Here is an 18400-nt window from a genome sequence, read left to right as displayed (position 1 = left end):
CCGTCACCTGCTCGTCCCTTCCGGCAGGTCGGCCTCGGTCACCGTCCACCAGGGCAACTCCCGGTAGACGGTCTTGGTGTCGATCTTCTCGTCACTCCACGGCGGCGGGGCGACCGGTTGGGTCGCCGACCGTATCTGCACCCGCTGCACCGTGCCGCCGTCCTCCTGCGTGCCGATCCGGAGCATCACGATGCGCCGGAGATACTGCTCGAACAGCACTCCGCGCCGGCCGATCGGCTGGTTCTGCGCGTCGTGCGAGCCGGTGTAGAAGTCCCAGGCCCGGCGGAGTTCGTTCTGCTGGGTGTGGCTGGGCAGCAGGTTGTGCCGGATCGCCGCGCCATCCTGGGCGGTCAGGTTCCGCCACCCGGTGACCGCCGCACCGCCCTGGGGCTTGCGGATCTCGGCGCGCACCTGGACGGCGACGTTCTGCTGGAGCGGGTTGGGGGCGAAGAGCTTCCAGTTCTGTTCGAACTCCGGATAGACGTAGTCGTCGACCGTCTCCCCGTGCTGCTTGCTGACCGTGTTGGCCGGGGCGACGTGCAGGAACACCATCGTCAGGTGCACGGCGGCCGCCACCGCCACGGCCGCTGCCACCACCGCGATGACCAACTGGGCGGGCAGCGAGAGACCACCGGCCCCGCCCGCCTTGTGGTGTTCCGGCTCCATTCGCGCCCCGATCCCCGTGCTGCTGCCCCTGCCACTCGGCACGCGGCCCGAGGGCCCCGCCCCGGAACGGTACCTACGCGGACCCATCAGGCACAGCGGTCCGCTCGGTTATCCACAGGGTTGACACCCTACGTTCCCTCGGCACACCATTGAACCGAACGATCGGTCGGTAGGTCGGCCGATCGCCCGGCAGCGAGAGCTAGGGGGCCTGGCATGACCACCATGGCGGCGGACGCGGGAGCGTATGAGGCGGTGTTCGACGCCGCCCTGGCCGCGGATGAGCGCATCGAGCCACGCGACTGGATGCCCGACAAGTACCGCGCCACACTCGTCCGGCAGATAGCGCAGCACGCGCACTCCGAGATCATCGGCATGCAGCCCGAGGCGAACTGGATCACCCGCGCACCCTCCCTGCGGCGCAAGGCGATCCTGATGGCCAAGGTGCAGGACGAGGCGGGCCACGGCCTCTACCTCTACAGCGCCGCGGAGACCCTGGGCACCGGCCGCGACGAGCTGCTGGACAAGCTCCACACCGGCCGCCAGAAGTACTCCTCCATCTTCAACTACCCCACGCTGACCTGGGCGGATGTCGGCGCCATCGGCTGGCTGGTGGACGGCGCCGCGATCACCAACCAGGTCCCGCTGTGCCGCTGCTCCTACGGCCCCTACGCCCGGGCGATGGTCCGCATCTGCAAGGAGGAGTCCTTCCACCAGCGCCAGGGATACGAGGCACTGCTGGCGCTCAGCCAGGGCACCGAGGCCCAGCACGCCATGGCGCAGGACGCGGTGAACCGCTGGTGGTGGCCGTCGCTGATGATGTTCGGCCCGCCGGACGACGAGTCGGCGCACTCCGCGCAGTCCATGGCGTGGAAGATCAAGCGCCATTCGAACGACGAGCTCCGTCAGCGCTTCGTCGACATCTGTGTCCCGCAGGCGGAAAGCCTGGGCCTCACCCTCCCCGACCCGGATCTGCGGTGGAACGAGGCCCGTGGCCACTACGACTTCGGGCCGATCGACTGGACCGAGTTCCAGGAGGTGCTGCGCGGGAACGGCCCGTGCAACGCCCAGCGGATCTCCCAGCGGCGCCGGGCACACGAAGAAGGCGCCTGGGTGCGCGAAGCGGCCGCGGCCTATGCCGCGAAGCACGGAAAGGCACGGTCATGAGCACGGACACCGTCGGGGCCGACTGGCCGCTGTGGGAGGTCTTCGTCCGCAGCAAGCGCGGGCTGAGCCACACCCACGCCGGCAGCCTGCACGCCCCGGACGCCGAGATGGCCCTCCGCAACGCGCGCGATCTCTACACCCGCCGTTCCGAGGGCGTCTCGATATGGGTCGTACCCTCCGCCGCGATCACCGCGTCCTCGCCGGACGAGAAGGACCCGTTCTTCGAGCCGGCCGCCGACAAGCCCTACCGCCATCCCACGTTCTACGAGATCCCGGAAGGGGTGCGGCACCTGTGACCGCCGCGATCGCTCTGGGCGACGACGCCCTGGTGCTCTCCCAGCGACTGGGGGAGTGGGCGGGCCATGCCCCCGTGCTGGAGGAGGAGGTCGCGCTCGCCAACATCGCGCTGGACCTCCTCGGACAGGCCCGGGTCCTGCTGTCGATGGCCGGGGACGAGGACGAGCTGGCCTACCTCCGCGAGGAGCGGGCCTTCCGCAATGTGCAGCTCGTCGAGCAGCCGAACGGCGACTTCGCCCAGACCATCGCCCGCCAGCTGTACTTCTCCACCTACCAGGAGCTGCTGTTCGAGCAGCTGGCGAGCGGGAGCGGCGAGTTCGCCCCGCTGGCGGCGAAGGCGGTCAAGGAGGTCGCCTACCACCGCGACCACGCCGAGAACTGGACGCTGCGCCTCGGCGACGGCACGGATGAGAGCCATCAGCGGATGCAGCGCGGGCTGGACGCCCTGTGGCGGTTCACCGGTGAGTTGTTCGAGCCCGTCGAGGGGTGCGAGGCCGACTGGCCCGTGCTGCACGAGCGCTGGCTCGCCCGCATAACCTCCGTCCTGGACCGCGCCACGCTGACACTCCCCGACGGGCCGCGTCGCGACGCGTGGACCGCCGGCGGTGGCCGGCAGGGCGTCCACACCGAGTCCTTCGGCCGGATGCTCGCCGAGATGCAGCATCTGCATCGCAGCCACCCGGGAGCGACATGGTGACGCTCACTCCGCTTGAGGCGGAGCTCACCGAGCTGGCGGGTGCGGTGCCCGACCCGGAGCTCCCGTTCCTCACGCTCGCCGAGCTCGGCGTGCTCCGCGGTCTGCAGCTCGTGGCCCCAGGCCGGGTCGAGGTCCAGCTGACCCCGACCTACACCGGCTGCCCGGCGGTCGAGTCCATGGCCGCGGACATCGAGCGGGTGCTGCGCGACCACGGCATGGCCGAGGTCGAGGTCCGCACCGTGCTCTCCCCGCCCTGGACCACCGACGCGATCACCGAGGAAGGGCGCCGCAAGCTGGCGGAATCCGGCATCGCGCCGCCCCGGCCCACCGCCCCGGCCCCCGGACCGGTGCCGCTGACGCTGGCCATTCGCTGCCCGCACTGCGGCTCCATAGACACCACCTTGCTCAGCCGCTTCTCCTCCACCGCCTGCAAGGCGCTGCGCCGGTGCGAGTCCTGCCGCGAACCGTTCGACCACTTCAAGGAGTTGTGATGACCCGACCGTCGCCCGCCGCGGTGCACCACGGCGCATTTCACCCGCTGCGGGTGGCGGCGGTCGACCGCCTCACCGACGACTCGGTCGCCATCACCTTCGCCGTGCCGTCCGAGCTGCGCGACACCTACCGCTACCTCCCCGGCCAGCACCTCACGCTGCGGCGGTTCGTGGACGGGAGCGAGATCCGGCGCACGTACTCGATCTGCACCCCGGCACCGGCCGGGGCCGCAGGCCCTGACTCCCTCCAGGTCGGCGTGCGGCTGGTCGACGGCGGCGAGTTCTCCACCTACGCCTTCAAGGAGCTGGCGCCCGGCGATGTGGTGGAGGTGCTGCCGCCGGCCGGGCGGTTCGTGCTGGAGCCGCGCGCCGGGAGCTTCGCGGCGATCGTCGGCGGCAGCGGCATCACCCCGGTGCTGTCGATAGCCAGGACGCTGCTGGCCCAGCGCACCGACACCCGCTTCTGTCTGATCCGCAGCGACCGCACCGCCGCCTCCACGATGTTCCTGGAGGAGGTCGCCGACCTGAAAGACTGCTACCCCGACCGGTTCCAGCTGGTCAGCGTGCTGTCGCGGGAAGAACAGCAGGCCGGGCTGGGGTCCGGACGACTGGACGAGGAACGGCTGATGGAGCTGCTCCCCCGTCTGCTGCCGGTGGAAGCGATCGACGGCTGGTTCACCTGCGGACCGCACGGCCTGGTCGAGAGCGCTGAGCGGGCGCTGGCCGCGCTCGGGGTCCCCCGGCGCCAGGTCCGCCACGAGATCTTCCATGTGGACGACGGCGACGCCCCCACGGTCGCCCCTCCCACCACCGCCCCCGCGCACAGCACCGTGACCGCCACCTTGGACGGGCGGTCGGGCAGCTGGCCTCTGAGGGACGGCGAGACGCTGCTGGAGACCGTCCTGCGGAACCGCCCCGACGCGCCCTACGCCTGCAAGGGCGGAGTGTGCGGCACCTGCCGGGCGTTCCTGATCTCCGGTGAGGTGCGGATGGACCGGAACTTCGCCTTGGAGCCGGAGGAGTTGGAAGCGGGCTATGTGCTGGCCTGCCAGTCCCACCCCCTCGGGGAGGCGGTGGAGCTGGACTTCGACCGCTGACGGCGGGCGACCAGCGCGTCCCCGGCCACCGCGCCGGTCGGGGAGGCGGCGAGCGGCCGAACCGGGAGAGTCGGCGACGACCGTTCCCTTCTACTGGAACCTGTTCTATCTTGACGCTCCGTCAGATCAGGCCCGGTGTACGGAGGGGCGGCGAGACGTGGACTTCACCTTCACCGAAGAGCAGCAGGCGGCCACGGAGGCGGCACGAGCGGTCTTCTCCGGGGTGCGGCCGGACGAGGTGCCCAGCCCGGCGCTGACCGCCGGCGCGGTCGCCGACGACATCGACCGGGCGTTGTGGCGGAAGCTGGCCGCGGCCGACCTGATCGGCCTGACACTGCACGAGCGGTACGGGGGAGCCGGGCTCGACCCCATCGCCCTGTGCCTGGTGCTGCGGGAGGCCGGGAAGGTACTGGCTCGCGTGCCGCTGCTGGAGACCAGCGCGGCCGCCCTCACCGTGCAGACCTATGCGGACGCGGCCCTGAGCGAGGCGGTGCTGCCCCCGGTCACACGCGGGGAGCTGGTACTGACCGTCGCCTGCAGCGGCCGCACCGGGCATGACGCGGCCGAGCTGGCCGTCCAGGCGCGCAGCCGGGCGGGCATCTGGGTCCTGGACGGTGTGCAGACCGCCGTCCCCTGGGCCCAGAACGCCGACCGGGTGCTGGTGCCCGCCCAGACAGGCACCGGCCACACCGTCCTGGCCCTCGTGCCACGGGCGCATCCGGGGGTGACGCTCCTCGACCAGGTGTCCACGAGCGGCGAGCGGTGCGCCGAGATCCGCCTGGACGACGTGCGAGTCGCCGAGCGGGAAGTGATCACCGCGGAGGGCGCCTGGGAGCGGCTGCGCCACCTGCTCACCACCGGCACCTGCGCGCTGGCTCTGGGGCTCGCCTCCCGGGTACTCGACATGTGCGGCGCCTACACCAGCAAGCGCGAGCAGTTCGGCTTCCCGCTGGCGACCTTCCAGGCGGTCGCGATGCAGGCCGCCGACCGCTTCATCGACCAGCGCGCGATGGAGGCGACCTTGTGGCAGGCCGCCTGGCGGCTGAGCATCGCGGATCGCGGTACGGCGGCCGGGGGCGGCGGACTGCCGGAGGCGGCGGACGTCGCTGTGGCCAAGATCTGGGCGGCCGAGGGCGTCCGCCGCACGGTGCAGACCGCGCAGCATCTGCACGGCGGTTTCGGCGCCGTCACCGACTACCCGCTGCACCGCTACCACGCCTGGGCCAAGCAGTTGGAGCTGTCGCTGGGCTCCGCCGCCGCGCACGAGGAGGCTCTCGGCGACCTGCTCGCCGCCCACACCCTCGCCTGACCCCGCCCGATCCGCGGACGGGACCGGCCCCGGGCGACCGGGCTCAGGCCGGCCGAAGCGAGAACGGCCGATGAGCAGGACGGGCGGATGAGCAGGGCCGCTGGTCAGAGCACGTAGGCGGCGGCCGCCTCGCCCTGCCCGCTGACCAGCGGCCGGCCGGCCGCCTCCCAGGCGAGCATGCCGCCGTCGACGTTCACCGCGTCCAGGCCCTGGGCGATCAGGTACTGGGCCACCTGCGCCGAGCGGCCACCGACCCTGCACACCACATGCACCCGGCGGCCGTCGGCGGCCGCTTCGGTGAGCTCACCGAAGCGCGCGACGACCTGACCCATCGGGATGTGCAGCGCGCCCTCGGCGTGTCCGGCCACCCACTCGTTGTCCTCCCGGACGTCGAGCAGAAAGCCGTCGGACGGCACCGCCGCGGCCTGCACCTCGGGAAGCGCGCCAAATCGCATGAATCGAACCTCTCTCCTGCCGACCCGGTCCCCGGGCTCGGCTTCCTGGGCCTTCTCGGGCTCCTGGGGCTACTCGACCCCTGAGCCGACTCGGGCTCCTGGGCCTGAAGGGGTATCCCCTAGTTCATCAGCTCGGTCAGCCGGGCTTCCTTCTCCGCCAGCTGGGCCAGAAGCTGCTCGGCGATCTCTTCCAGCAGCTTGTCCGGGTCCTCCGGCGCCATCTTGATCATGGCACCTATCGCGCTGGCCTCCAGCTCGGCCGCCGTCGCGGCGAGCCGCTCCTTGCGCTCGGCCAGCCACTCCAGCCGGGCGTACAGCTCCTCGCTGCGGCTCGCCCGCCGCTCGGGCAGGCTCGGGCCGGCCGCCCACTCCTCCGCCAGCTCCCGCAGCCGCGCCTCGTCCCCCGCCGCATAGGCGGCGTTGACCCGCACGATGAAGTCGCCGCGCCGCTCCCGCTCGGCCTCGTCCTCCGCCAGGTCGGGGTGAGCACTGCGGGCCAGCTCCCGGTAGAGCCGCCGGGCCTCCTCGCTCGGCCGCACCCGCGGCGGCGGCTGCACCGGCCGTTCGGTGAGCATGGCGGTCGCTTCCGGGGACAGGCCCTCGGAGTCGATCCAGCCGAAGAACAGCTCCTCCACGTCCGGCATCGGCATGACCATGCCGCGCGCCTGCTGGGCCCGCCGGAGGTCCTCCGGGTCGCCGGTGCGGGCCGCGATGGCCTCCGCTATCTGCGCGTCGAGCTCATCGAGGCGCGAGTACATCGGGCCGAGCCGCTGGTGGTGCAGCCGGGAGAAGTTCTCCACCTCGACCCGGAAGGTCTCCACCGCGATCTCGAACTCGATCAGCGCCTGCTCCGCCGCGCGCACGGCCCGCTCCAGCCGCTGCGTGGCCGCCTCCTCCGCGGCCGACCGCGGCTCCGCTTCCGCCGCCGACTGCTGTGCGTGCTGCGCTTCCGGGTTCGTCACCCGCCCAGCCTACGGTGCCCGCTCGCCCGGCGCGTCGTCGTGGGCTGATCGTCCCCGGCGGCTCCGGCCGACATGATCGCCACCGGTGGTCAGACGCCCGGTTCGGCGGCTATCCGGCCGGCCCGGACCGCGCTGACCAGGTCGGCATGGTCCGCTTCGGTCCGGTCGGCGTACGCCACCGCGAAGGCGGCCACCGCCTCGTCCAGCTCCTCCGTCTTGCCGCAGTACCCGGCCAGCAGCCGGGGATCCACGCTGTGCGCGTGCGCCCGTGCCAGCAGGGCTCCGGTCATCCGGGCGTAGTCGTCGACCTGATCGGGGGCGAGCGCCGCCGGGTCCACGCTGCCCTTGCGGTTCCGGAACTGCCGCACCTGGTACGGCCGCCCGGCCACCGTCGTCCAGCCGAGCAGGATGTCGCTGACGACCTGCATCCGCTTCTGTCCCAGCACCACCCGCTGCCCCTCGTGGCCGACCACCGGCACCTCGAAGCCGGCCGCGGCCACATACGGCATCAGCACCGAGGGCCTGGCCTCCTTCACCTGGAGCACCAGCGGTTCGCCCCGGTGATCGAGGAGGAGCACCACATAGGAGCGGGTCCCCACGCTGCCCGTCCCCACCAGCCGGAACGCCACGTCCTGGATGGCGTACCGCTCCAGCAGCGGCAACCGGTCCGTCGGCAGCGTCTCCAGATAGCCGCCCAGCGAAGCGGCCACGGCGACGGCCTCGTCGTCCGGCACCCGGCGCAGCACCGGAGGCGCGTCGACGAAGCGCCGCCCGCCGTCGGCCGTCGCCTCGGTGGACCGGGCCGCGAAACGTGCGCTGGTGTTCCGCCGGGCCTTGTCCGCGACGCGCTCCAGAGTGCCGAGGAGGTCTTTGGCATCGGCGTGTGAGACCAGTTCCTCATCGGCGACGGCATGCCAGGCCTCCGCGGCGGGCAGCTTGGCGAGCAGTCGCAGGGTGCGGCGGTAGGCGCCGACCGCGTCCCTCGCCGCCGCCCGGCAGGTGTCCTCGTCCGCGCCCACCTCCCGGCCCGCCAGCACCAGCGAGGTCGCCAGCCGCTTCACGTCCCACTCCCACGGCCCGCTCAGGGTCTCGTCGAAGTCGTTGAGATCGATGATCAGCCCGCCGCGCGCGTCGCCGTAGAGCCCGAAGTTGGCGGCGTGCGCGTCCCCGCAGATCTGGGCGGCCACGCCCGTGACCGGTGTCCCCACCAGGTCGTACGCCATGAGTCCGGCGGAGCCGCGCAGAAAGGCGAAGGGTGTCGCGGCCATCCGCCCGACCCGTATCGGCGTCAGCTCCGGCAGCCGTCCGGCGTTGGACACGGCGACCGCCGTCACCATGTCCGGCCGCTCGGGGCGTATCTCCAGCTCGCGGTGGGCGGCCCGCGGAACCCGCGCCCGCAGGGCCTTGCCGTGCTGCTTGGGGGCTCCGCCGTCCCGCTTTCGTGCGAATCCCGGTACGTGGGGCAACCGCCGGCTCGCCTCTCGCGCCCGGTCCGCGACTGCCACCGCAGCGGCGGCGCCGGCCTCCCCGCCGGTGGCGGCCTCCAGGCCGCCTCCGGCATCCGCGCCGCTACCGACCTCCACGCCGCTACCGACCTCCACACCGCTACCGACCCGCACATCGGTCATGCCAGGACCCCCGTCTCTCTCAGTCCAGCACGACCGACCGTACCCCCGCCCGCGAGAAGCCGTCAGTGCCTGTGGACAACCCGGACGTGCACCCGCCCGGCCTGTGGAAAACCTCCGCCCGCGACTCCGCGCCCAGCCCGCCCGCGACCCCCCACATGCGACAGCGGCGACACCCCGCCCGCGACATCCCGCCCGCTCAGGTGCGGAAGCGCTGCGGACATCCCCCGCCGTCCGGCAGATAGGTCTCCGCCCAGACCGCGAGCGCCTTGAGGGCCGGTTCCAGAGCCCGGCCGGCCTCCGTCAGGCGGTAGCTGACCCGGAGCGGAGGCCCGGAGTCAACCTCCCGCACGACCAGCCCGGCCGCCGCCAGCTCCGCGAGCCGGTCGGACAGCATGCGCTCGCTGATGCCGGGGATCGCCCGACGAAGATCAGCAAAATACGCACTCTGGGCCAGCAGAACTGCGACGATCAAGCCGGTCCACCGCTTCCCGAAGAGCTCGAAGACGCGCTCCATGCCCTCGTCGACCTTCTTGCACGCCTGCTCATCGCGCTCGCTGCGGTCCGTCATACCTCCCAGGGTACTGCGCTCCCGTGCGGTGCTTTAAAAAAGTAAGCTACTGTGTTATCAATAGCTACGTACGAAGTCTCGGCTCGCCGGAGCCGCGAAATCCCAGAGCCATCCCCAGAACGGAGTCACGTCATGGCCACGCTGCTGCACATCGACTCGTCCCTGTACCCCGCCGAGGGTTCCGCCTCCCGCCCGGTCACCGAAGCCTTCCGCAAGGAGTGGGAGGCCCAGCACCCGAACGGCACGGTCATATACCGGGACCTCGCCGCGGATCCGCTGCCGCACATCACCGAAGGCCCCTACACGGCGGGATTCGTCGATGCCGAGCAGCGCTCCGCCGAGCAGCAGGCCGCCTTCGCGCTCCGCGACCAGCTCGCCGCCGAGCTGGAGCAGGCCGACGTGGTGCTGATCGGGGCGCCGATGTACAACTACTCGATTCCCTCCACCCTCAAGGCGTGGCTCGACCACGTGATCGTCCTCGGCCGCACCGCGGGCGCCGGGGAGACCACCGCCTCGGGCACCCCCACGGTCGTCGTCACCAGCCGCGGCGGCGGCTACGGCCCGGGCACCCCGAAGCAGGAGTGGGACTTCGTCATCCCCTACCTGACCAAGGTGCTCGGCGGCGGGCTCAACCTGGACGTCGACTTCATCGTCCCGGAGCTGACCCTGGCCCGTACCAACCCGGCGATGGCCAACCTCGTCGACCTGGCGGACGCCTCCAAGGCCAAGGCCTTCGAGGAAGCCGTCGCCAAGGCCAAGGAGCTGGCCGCCCGCTTCACCTCCTGAAGCCGATTCCCGGGCGCCTCCCCGGCCCGTAGGGTGTGCGAGCGACCGCCGCCGCACGACCCCCAGCGGACCGAATCGGGGAGGCCCCGGGCATGAACACCGCCGCCCCCGAGCCGTCGGCACTGCGCCGCCGGCTCGGCCTTACCGACGCCGTGGCCATCGGCCTCGGCGCGATGATCGGCGCGGGCATCTTCGCCTCGTTCACCCCGGCGGCCCGCGCGGCGGGATCCGGACTCCTCATCGGCCTGGCGCTGGCGGCGCTGGTGGCCTACTGCAACGCCGCCTCCTCCGCCCGGCTGGCTGCCCGCTATCCGGCCTCCGGTGGCACCTACGTCTACGGCCGCGAGCGCCTGGGTCCGTTCTGGGGCCATCTCGCCGGCTGGGGATTCGTGGTCGGCAAGACCGCCTCCTGCGCGGCGATGGCGCTGACCGTCGGCGCGTACGTCTGGCCCGGCCAGGAACGCCCGGTCGCCGTCGCCGCCGTGCTGGCGCTGACCGCCCTCAACTGCTTCGGGGTCCAGAAGTCCGCCTGGCTCACCCGCGTCATCGTGGTGACCGTCCTCGCCGTACTGATCGCCGTCGTCATCGCGGGTCTGACCAGCGGCCAGGCCGACACCGACCGACTGGACCCGGGTGCCGACGCAGACTGGGGCGGGGTGCTGGAGGCGGCCGGGCTGCTCTTCTTCGCCTTCGCCGGGTACGCCCGCGTCGCCACCCTGGGCGAGGAGGTCCGCGATCCCGCGCGCACCATTCCGCGCGCCATCTCCCTGGCGCTCGGCATCACGCTGCTCGTCTACGCCGCCGTGGCCACCGCCGCGCTCGCGGTGCTCGGTCCGGCCGGCCTGGCCGACGCCGGCGCGCCGCTGGCCAGGACGGTCCGGGCCGCCGGCGTGCCCGAGCTCGTCCCCATCGTCCGGGCCGGGGCCGCCGTGGCGGCGCTCGGCGCACTGCTCGCGCTGATCCTCGGGGTCTCCCGCACCACCCTCGCCATGGCGCGCGACCGCCATCTGCCGACCGCGCTGGCCGCCGTCGATCCGCGCCACGAGGTGCCGCGCCGGGCCGAGATCGTGGTCGGCGCGGTGGTGGCCCTGCTCGCCGCGACCGTCGACCTGCGCGGCGCGATCGGCTTCTCCTCCTTCGGCGTCCTGGTGTACTACGCCATCGCCAACGCCTCCGCCTGGACGCTGCGCCCGGAAGAAGTCGCGAGAGAGGAGAGAGCGGCGGAGGAGATCGCGACGGAGGGCGGCCGTGCTCGTGCCCTCCCCGCCGCGCTCCGGCCGCACCGGGTGGTGGCCGCGACCGGCCTGGCCGGCTGCCTGCTGCTGGCGTTCAGCCTGCCGCCCGCCTCGGTGCTCAGCGGCGCCGCCGTACTGACCGTCGGGGCGCTCTCGTACGGGGTGCGCCGGCGGATCTCCCGGAACGCACGGCCGGATTGAGCGGCGGCTCCATCCGCCGTGGCGGCCGCCATGATTCCGGTCACACCAGGGTGCGGCCGGGACGGACGCCCGGGAAAAGGAAAGACCCCACCGGGAAAACAGAAAGACCCCAGCTGAGCTGGGGTCTTTCATCTGTGCGCGAGGGGGGAGTTGAACCCCCACGCCCTTTCGGGCACTGGAACCTGAATCCAGCGCGTCTGCCTATTCCGCCACCCGCGCATGGGTGTTGCCGTTCGATTCTCGCTTACTCACCGGCCTGATCGGTTTGATCCGTCCCGGTGGGCTCGTGAGCGCCTTCCGACATCGAGAACATTAGCACGCTGTGGCGGGTGCCTTCACACAGGTTTCCGTGGTGCCCCGGCCCGCGACCGGCCGGAACCCCAGGCCGGCGACGTGACCGGACCCGCGGCCCCGTCACCGCGGCACCACCCGCGGCGACCTGCGGACGCCCCGCCCCCGACCGTCGCTCGGCCCCGCCCTCGGCGGGCGCGCGGTGCCGGTCGCGACCAGCGTGCGAGACCGCCCGGGTCCGGCGTGCGGCACCGCCCGGTCCCGGCGAGCGCCCCGGCCGTCCGGAGACCTCCCCGGTTGCGGGACACTGTCTTGATGGCGCCTCTACGATCCCCTGTGAGAGGACACACTCCTCCACAGGGCCAGGAAGGGGAACCACCCGATTTCCCGACGCGTGGATACGATCAGTAAGCAGTATCAGGACGACACTGAGGAAGACTGAGGAAGGAGGTGCCCCGTGGGAGTACTCAAGCGCTTCGAGCAGCGTCTCGAGGGCCTCGTGAACGGCACCTTCGCCAAGGTGTTCAAGTCCGAGGTGCAACCGGTCGAGATCGCGGGCGCGCTCCAGCGTGAGTGTGACAACAACGCCACCATCTGGAACCGTGACCGGACCGTCGTCCCCAACGACTTCATCGTGGAGCTGAGCGCTCCGGACTACGAGCGGCTCAGCCCGTACTCCGGCCAGCTCGGCGATGAGCTGTCCGGCATGGTCCGCGACTACGCCAAGCAGCAGCGCTACACCTTCATGGGCGCCATCAAGGTGCACCTGCAGAAGGCGGACGATCTCGACACCGGTCTGTACCGCGTACGCAGCCGCACCCTGGCCGCCAGCGAGTCGCAGAACCCGCAGGCACCCCACCCGCAGCAGCCCGGGCAGCCGCCGTCCTCCCGGCCCGGCGCCACGCAGGGCGGCCCGGCCGGCTACCCGGCCCAGCCCTCCGGGGCGCCGCCGATGCCCGCCGCGCCGCCGCCCGGCGGCGCGCGCGCGGGAGCGCGTCCCAGCGCGCCCGGCGGCCACGGATACGGCCAGACCCGCCGCTGGATCGAGATCAACGGCACCCGCCATCAGATCTCGCGGCCCACCCTGGTGCTGGGCCGCAGCACGGACGCGGACGTCCGCATCGACGATCCCGGAGTCTCCCGCCGGCACTGCGAGATCCGGGTCGGAACACCCCCGACCATCCAGGATCTCGGCTCGACGAACGGGATCGTGGTGGACGGACAGCACACCACGCGCGCTACGCTCCGCGACGGCTCACGCATCGTCGTGGGCAGCACCACCATCGTTTACCGGCAAGCCGAAGGGTGAAGCGGGGGCAATGTCAGAGCTGACCCTCACGGTCATGCGGTTGGGTTTCCTCGCCGTACTGTGGCTGTTCGTCATCGTGGCCGTCCAGGTCATCCGCAGCGATCTGTTCGGCACCCGGGTGACGCAGCGCGCGTCCGCCCGCCGTGGGGGTCCCGACCGGGCGCAGCAGCGGCAGGCCGCCGCTCCCCCGCCCCAGCGGCAGCAGCAGCGCCAGCAGGGCGGCGGCGGTCGCGGCCGCCGCGGCGCGCCGACCAAGCTGGTGGTTTCCGAGGGCTCGCTGACCGGCACCACCGTCGCCCTCCAGGGGCAGACCATCACCCTGGGCCGGGCCCACGACTCCACGATCGTGCTCGACGACGACTACGCGTCCAGCCGGCATGCCAGGATCTACCCGGACCGCAATCGTGACGGGCAGTGGATCGTCGAGGACCTCGGGTCCACCAACGGCACGTACCTCGACCGGACCCGACTCACCACACCGACACCGATTCCGCTGGGCGCGCCGATCCGCATCGGCAAGACCGTCATCGAGCTGCGGAAGTAGTACGACCATGACGACCGGAGGGTGGGCACCGTGCGGATGTACCCCGAGCCGACGGGTGAGGTGCGCATGAGTCTGTCGCTGCGTTTCGCCGCCGGATCGCACAAGGGCATGATCCGGGAGGGCAACGAGGACTCCGGCTATGCCGGTCCCCGGCTGCTCGCCATCGCCGACGGCATGGGCGGTCAGGCCGCCGGTGAGGTCGCCAGCTCCGAGGTGATCTCCACCCTCGTCCAGCTCGACGACGACGTCCCCGGCTCCGACATCCTCACCTCGCTCGGCACCGCCGTGCAGCGGGCCAACGACCAGCTGCGCGTCATGGTCGAGGAGGACCCGCAGCTGGAGGGCATGGGCACCACGCTCACCGCGCTGCTGTGGACCGGGCAGCGGCTGGGCCTGGTGCACGTCGGCGACTCCCGCGCCTATCTGCTGCGGGACGGCCAGCTCACCCAGATCACCCAGGACCACACCTGGGTGCAGCGCCTGGTCGACGAGGGCCGGATCACCGAGGAAGAGGCCACCACCCACCCGCAGCGCTCCCTGCTGATGCGCGCGCTGGGCAGCGGCGATCATGTCGAGCCCGATCTGTCGATCCGCGAGGTGCGGGCCGGGGACCGGTATCTGATCTGCTCGGACGGCCTGTCCGGGGTGGTCAGCCACCAGACCCTGGAGGACACCCTCGCCAGCTACCAGGGCCCCCACGAGACGGTGCAGGAGCTGATCCAGCTCGCGCTGCGCGGCGGCGGCCCGGACAACATCACCTGCATCGTCGCCGACGTGCTGGACGTCGACGGCAACGACGCCATGGCAGCCCAGCTCAGCGACACCCCGGTCATCGTGGGCGCGGTCGCCGAGAACCAGATCCCGCTGGGCGACGGCCGGGCCGCGCAGACCCCGGCCGGCCGCGCCGCCGAGCTGGGCCGGTCGGTGCCGTCGCAGGGCGACGCCCCGGGCGCCTTCGGGCCGCCCGGCAGCGGTGACCCGGCGCTCGGCGGGCTGCCGGCCGGCGGCTTCGGCAAGTACGCCGACGAGGACTTCACCAAGAGCCCCGGCCGCGGCAGGTGGCTCAAGCGCTCGCTGTACATCGCGCTTGGCCTCGCCGTGATCGGCGGCGGGCTCTACGGCGGGTACCGCTGGACGCAGCAGCAGTACTACGTCGGCGCCAACGGCGACCACGTCGCGATCTACCAGGGCATCGACCAGGACTTCGCCTGGATCAGCCTGAACGAGGTCCATGAGGACCACGACGAGATCGAACTCAAGTACCTCCCGGTGGACCAGCGCGAACGCGTGATGGACACCATCGCGTTCAGCAGCCTGAGCCAGGCCCAGAACAAGACCCGGGACCTGCGCACCCTCGCCAGCGCCTGCCACAAGGTGGAGCAGCGCAAGGAGGCCGACGAGGCCCGCAAGAAGGCCGAGGCGGACCGGAAGAAGGCCGAGGAGCAGGCCCGGAAGGGCGACAAGGACAAGGCCACCGGCACCGACCCCTCCGGCGGCGCCACCGGCAAGCCCGCCACCGTGACGCCCACGGACCCCAACAACCCGGTCGATGCTGCGGCCCGGGCCGGCGAGGCACAGTTGGAAGAACGCACCGCCATGGGCGACCCGGCCCCCACTCCGAAGCCTGGCCCCACCCTCTCGGCGGAGGAGCAGAAGGTGGCCGTGCAGTGCAGCAGCGCCCAGCAGTGAAGCCGTAGGGGGCCATCGAGCAATGAGCAGTAGCACCAACACGACCACGATCAGTACGGTCGGGCCGCCCAGCAGGCGCAACACCGAGCTGGCCATGCTCGCCTTCGCGGTGATGATCCCGGTCTTCGCGTACGCCAACGTGGGCCTGGCGCTCAGCGACGAGCTGCCGTCCGGCCTGCTCAGCTACGGCCTGGGCCTGGGTTTCATGGCCGGGGTCGCCCATCTGGTGGTGCGCAAGTTCGCGCCGTACGCCGACCCGCTGCTGATCCCGCTGGCCACCCTGCTCAACGGGCTGGGACTGGTGCTGATCTGGCGGCTGGACCAGTCCAAGCGGCTGGCGGCGCGGGCCAAGTCGACCGGTGGTGAGCTGATCGCCGCGGCGCCCAAGCAGCTGATGTACTCCGCGATCGGCATAGCCCTGTTCGTCGCGGTGCTGCTCCTGCTCAAGGACCACCGCAAGCTCCAGCGCTACACCTACATCTCGATGTTCGGGGCACTGGTCCTGCTGCTGCTGCCGCTCGTGCCGGGGTTGGGCATGAACGTCTTCGGCGCCAGGATCTGGATCAGCGTCGCGGGCTTCTCCATCCAGCCGGCCGAGTTCGCGAAGATCGTCATCGCGATCTTCTTCTCCGGCTACCTCATGGTCAAGCGGGACGCGCTGGCGCTGGCCAGCCGCCGCTTCATGGGCCTGTACCTGCCCCGCGGCCGGGACCTGTTCCCCATCCTCACCGTGTGGGCCATCAGCATCCTCATCCTGGTCTTCGAGACCGACCTGGGGACCTCGCTGCTCTTCTTCGGCATGTTCGTGGTGATGCTGTACGTCGCCACCGAGCGCACCAGCTGGATCGTCTTCGGTCTGCTGATGTCCGCGGGCGGTGCGGCGGTCGTCGGCTCCGTCGAACCCCATGTGAAGCTGCGCGTCAACACCTGGCTGCACCCGTTCGCCGTCTATGACAACCCGCCCCCGAAGTGGGCCACCACCGACCAGATCGCCCAGGCGATCATGGCGTTCGGCTCGGGCGGCACCGTGGGCGCCGGCTGGGGCCAGGGCAACTCCGATCTGATCGGCTTCGCCGCCAACTCCGACTTCATCCTGGCCACCGTCGGCGAGGAGCTGGGGCTCGGCGGCACCATGGCGATCCTGCTGATCTACGCGTTGATCGTGGAGCGCGGCGCCCGGACCGCGCTGGCCGCCCGCGACCCGTTCGGCAAGATGCTCGCCATCGGCCTGTCCGCGGCCTTCGCGATCCAGGTCTTCGTCGTCGCCGGCGGTGTGATGGGCCTGATCCCGCTGACCGGTATGACCATGCCGTTCATGGCGTACGGCGGATCCTCGGTGATCGCGAACTGGGCCCTGATCGCGGTCCTGATCAGGATCAGCGACACCGCGCGCCGCCCCGCGCCGGCTCCCGCGCCCTCACCAGACGCCGAGATGACCCAGGTGGTCCGCCCGTGAACAAGCCGCTGCGCCGAATCGCGATCTTCTGTGGTCTGCTGATCTTCGCCCTGCTACTGCGGGACAACTGGCTCCAGTACGTCAAGGCCGACGAGCTCAAGGACCACAAGAACAACCGCCGGGTGCTGATCGCGCGCTACAGCCAGCCGCGCGGCAACATCATCGTCGACGGCAAGTCGATCACCGGCTCGGTCGAGACCAAGGACAACCCGGACTTCAAGTACAAGCGCACGTACAAGGACGGGGAGATGTGGGCGCCGGTCACCGGCTACGCCTCCCAGGTCTACGGCGCCAACCAGCTGGAGAAGCTGGAGGACGGGATCCTCACCGGCGACGACGACCGGCTGTTCTTCAACCGGACGATCGACATGCTGACCGGCAAGGAGCGCAAGGGCGGTGACGTGATCACCACGCTCAACGCCAAGGCGCAGCGGGCCGCCTTCAAGGGCCTGGGCGACAAGAGGGGCGCGGTCGCCGCGATCGACCCCAAGACCGGCCGGATCCTCGCGCTCGCCAGCACCCCCAGCTACGACCCGTCGACCATCGCCGGAAACAGCGACGAGAAGGCGTGGAAGGCGCTCGACCCGAAGAACAACCCGGACGACCCGATGCTCAACCGGGCGCTGCGCCAGACCTACCCCCCGGGCTCCACCTTCAAGGTCATCACCGCGGCGGCGGCCCTGGAGAACGGCAAGTACCGAAGCGTCGACGAGAAGACGAACTCGCCGCAGCCGTGGCGACTGCCGCTGTCCAGCCGGAACCTGGAGAACGAGGGCCGCATCGCCTGCGAGAACGTCTCCCTCCGGGAAGCCCTGCGGATCTCCTGCAACACCGTCTTCGGCAAGCTCGGAGACGATCTGGGCAAGGAGAAGATGCGCGAGCAGGCCGAGAGGTTCGGCTTCAACGAAGAGATCTTCACGCCGGTCCGCGCCGTCGCCAGCGTCTACCCCAAGGAGATGGACCGCCCCTCCAACGCCATGTCGGCGATCGGCCAGTACGACACCCGGGCCACCCCGCTGCAGATGGCGATGGTCGCCGCCGCGATCGCCAATGACGGCAAGCTCATGGAGCCGTACATGGTCGACAAGCTGCGCGCCCCGAACCTCAACGACATCGAGCGGCACACCCCCAAGCAGCTGAGCGAGGCCGTCTCGCCGGACACCGCCCACGCCCTCCAGGACATGATGAAGACGGTGGTGCAGTCCGGCACCGGCACGCGGGCCCAGATCCCCGGCTATGAGGTCGGCGGCAAGACCGGCACCGCCCAGCACGGCGTGGCGAACAGCAAGAACCCCTACGCCTGGTTCATCTCGTACGCCAAGGACAAGGACGGCTCGTCCCCGGTGGCGGTCGCCGTGGTGATCGAGGGCTCGGACACCATGCGCGACGACATCGCGGGTGGGAAGCTCGCGGCGCCCATCGCACGCAACGTGATGAAGGCGGTACTCGACAGCGAGAAGTGACGCCGGGCGCGCCGCGAGGTGACCCCGGCGCGGCCAGGAGTGACGCCGGACACACCCCGATATCGATTCCGCACGTCCCTGTACCGGTCGGG

The 18400-nt window shown here is 71.4% G+C and carries 18 protein-coding genes and 1 tRNA gene; 13 read left to right on the top strand and 6 right to left on the bottom strand.

The annotated features are described in order from the left end of the window. Positions 1-3 precede the first annotated feature (3 nt). The gene (locus tag AC4BDD_RS14775) at positions 4-666 is read right to left on the bottom strand and encodes a DUF5819 family protein (RefSeq protein WP_490691463.1); all 663 of its coding nucleotides are present in this window, start codon (positions 664-666) and stop codon (positions 4-6) included. Positions 667-879: 213 nt separating this feature from the next. Here AC4BDD_RS14775 and paaA point away from each other — a divergent pair, with 213 nt between their 5' ends. The 6 genes from paaA to AC4BDD_RS14745 all read left to right on the top strand — a co-directional run bounded on the left by paaA (position 880) and on the right by AC4BDD_RS14745 (position 5721). Continuing rightward, positions 880-1830: a 1,2-phenylacetyl-CoA epoxidase subunit PaaA gene (paaA, locus tag AC4BDD_RS14770; RefSeq protein WP_490691462.1), complete on the top strand. Its 951-nt coding sequence runs from the start codon at positions 880-882 to the stop codon at positions 1828-1830. Next, on the top strand, positions 1827-2126 hold the full coding sequence (gene paaB / locus AC4BDD_RS14765; protein WP_490691461.1) for a 1,2-phenylacetyl-CoA epoxidase subunit PaaB: 300 nt from the start codon (positions 1827-1829) through the stop codon (positions 2124-2126). Before paaA ends, paaB begins: the two co-directional genes overlap by 4 nt. Then, a complete protein-coding gene (gene paaC, locus AC4BDD_RS14760) occupies positions 2123-2824 on the top strand; it encodes a 1,2-phenylacetyl-CoA epoxidase subunit PaaC (RefSeq protein ID WP_490691460.1) in 702 nt (233 codons plus the stop codon). Before paaB ends, paaC begins: the two co-directional genes overlap by 4 nt. Beyond that, positions 2818-3315 carry a 1,2-phenylacetyl-CoA epoxidase subunit PaaD gene (paaD, locus tag AC4BDD_RS14755; protein WP_490691459.1) on the top strand — a complete coding sequence of 166 codons (498 nt, stop codon included), beginning with the start codon at positions 2818-2820 and terminating at the stop codon, positions 3313-3315. The genes paaC and paaD overlap by 7 nt, the downstream gene beginning before the upstream one ends. After that, on the top strand, positions 3315-4412 hold the full coding sequence (locus tag AC4BDD_RS14750) for a 2Fe-2S iron-sulfur cluster-binding protein (RefSeq protein WP_490691458.1): 1098 nt from the start codon (positions 3315-3317) through the stop codon (positions 4410-4412). Before paaD ends, AC4BDD_RS14750 begins: the two co-directional genes overlap by 1 nt. A gap of 157 nt (positions 4413-4569) precedes the next feature. Further along, on the top strand, positions 4570-5721 hold the full coding sequence (locus AC4BDD_RS14745; protein ID WP_490691457.1) for an acyl-CoA dehydrogenase family protein: 1152 nt from the start codon (positions 4570-4572) through the stop codon (positions 5719-5721). Positions 5722-5825: 104 nt separating this feature from the next. On the opposite strand, the gene AC4BDD_RS14740 is transcribed toward AC4BDD_RS14745, so the two are convergent. From AC4BDD_RS14740 to AC4BDD_RS14725, 4 genes are all read right to left on the bottom strand, one after another. Next, positions 5826-6176 carry a rhodanese-like domain-containing protein gene (locus tag AC4BDD_RS14740; RefSeq protein WP_490691456.1) on the bottom strand — a complete coding sequence of 117 codons (351 nt, stop codon included), beginning with the start codon at positions 6174-6176 and terminating at the stop codon, positions 5826-5828. A gap of 119 nt (positions 6177-6295) precedes the next feature. Continuing rightward, positions 6296-7138: a hypothetical protein gene (locus AC4BDD_RS14735; RefSeq protein ID WP_490691455.1), complete on the bottom strand. Its 843-nt coding sequence runs from the start codon at positions 7136-7138 to the stop codon at positions 6296-6298. An 89-nt stretch (positions 7139-7227) separates the two neighbouring features. After that, the gene (locus tag AC4BDD_RS14730) at positions 7228-8766 is read right to left on the bottom strand and encodes a DUF2252 domain-containing protein (protein ID WP_490691454.1); all 1539 of its coding nucleotides are present in this window, start codon (positions 8764-8766) and stop codon (positions 7228-7230) included. Between the two features lie 196 nt (positions 8767-8962). After that, on the bottom strand, positions 8963-9334 hold the full coding sequence (locus AC4BDD_RS14725) for a winged helix-turn-helix transcriptional regulator (protein ID WP_490691453.1): 372 nt from the start codon (positions 9332-9334) through the stop codon (positions 8963-8965). A gap of 132 nt (positions 9335-9466) precedes the next feature. Here AC4BDD_RS14725 and AC4BDD_RS14720 point away from each other — a divergent pair, with 132 nt between their 5' ends. Both AC4BDD_RS14720 and AC4BDD_RS14715 read left to right on the top strand, forming a co-directional pair. Beyond that, positions 9467-10120 carry an FMN-dependent NADH-azoreductase gene (locus AC4BDD_RS14720; RefSeq protein WP_490691452.1) on the top strand — a complete coding sequence of 218 codons (654 nt, stop codon included), beginning with the start codon at positions 9467-9469 and terminating at the stop codon, positions 10118-10120. A 92-nt stretch (positions 10121-10212) separates the two neighbouring features. Then, entirely contained in the window at positions 10213-11556 is a 1344-nt protein-coding gene (locus AC4BDD_RS14715) for an APC family permease (protein ID WP_490691451.1), read from the top strand. Between the two features lie 135 nt (positions 11557-11691). On the opposite strand, the gene AC4BDD_RS14710 is transcribed toward AC4BDD_RS14715, so the two are convergent. Continuing rightward, positions 11692-11775 (bottom strand) — tRNA-Leu (locus AC4BDD_RS14710). A 529-nt stretch (positions 11776-12304) separates the two neighbouring features. On the opposite strand from AC4BDD_RS14710, the gene AC4BDD_RS14705 reads away from it, so the two are divergent. The 5 genes from AC4BDD_RS14705 to AC4BDD_RS14685 are packed head-to-tail and all read left to right on the top strand — an operon-like array spanning position 12305 to position 18308. After that, positions 12305-13156, top strand: coding sequence for an FHA domain-containing protein (locus AC4BDD_RS14705; protein ID WP_490691450.1), 852 nt, complete (start codon positions 12305-12307; stop codon positions 13154-13156). Between the two features lie 10 nt (positions 13157-13166). Beyond that, on the top strand, positions 13167-13700 hold the full coding sequence (locus tag AC4BDD_RS14700) for an FHA domain-containing protein FhaB/FipA (RefSeq protein WP_490691449.1): 534 nt from the start codon (positions 13167-13169) through the stop codon (positions 13698-13700). Between the two features lie 36 nt (positions 13701-13736). Then, positions 13737-15389: a Stp1/IreP family PP2C-type Ser/Thr phosphatase gene (locus tag AC4BDD_RS14695; protein WP_490691781.1), complete on the top strand. Its 1653-nt coding sequence runs from the start codon at positions 13737-13739 to the stop codon at positions 15387-15389. A gap of 22 nt (positions 15390-15411) precedes the next feature. Then, on the top strand, positions 15412-16845 hold the full coding sequence (locus tag AC4BDD_RS14690) for an FtsW/RodA/SpoVE family cell cycle protein (RefSeq protein ID WP_490691448.1): 1434 nt from the start codon (positions 15412-15414) through the stop codon (positions 16843-16845). Then, the gene (locus tag AC4BDD_RS14685; RefSeq protein ID WP_490691447.1) at positions 16842-18308 is read left to right on the top strand and encodes a peptidoglycan D,D-transpeptidase FtsI family protein; all 1467 of its coding nucleotides are present in this window, start codon (positions 16842-16844) and stop codon (positions 18306-18308) included. The genes AC4BDD_RS14690 and AC4BDD_RS14685 overlap by 4 nt, the downstream gene beginning before the upstream one ends. Positions 18309-18400 lie beyond the last annotated feature (92 nt).

Source organism: Streptomyces sp. JLBT605 (assembly GCF_058215555.1).
This window is presented reverse-complemented; position numbering and strand designations above follow the sequence as displayed.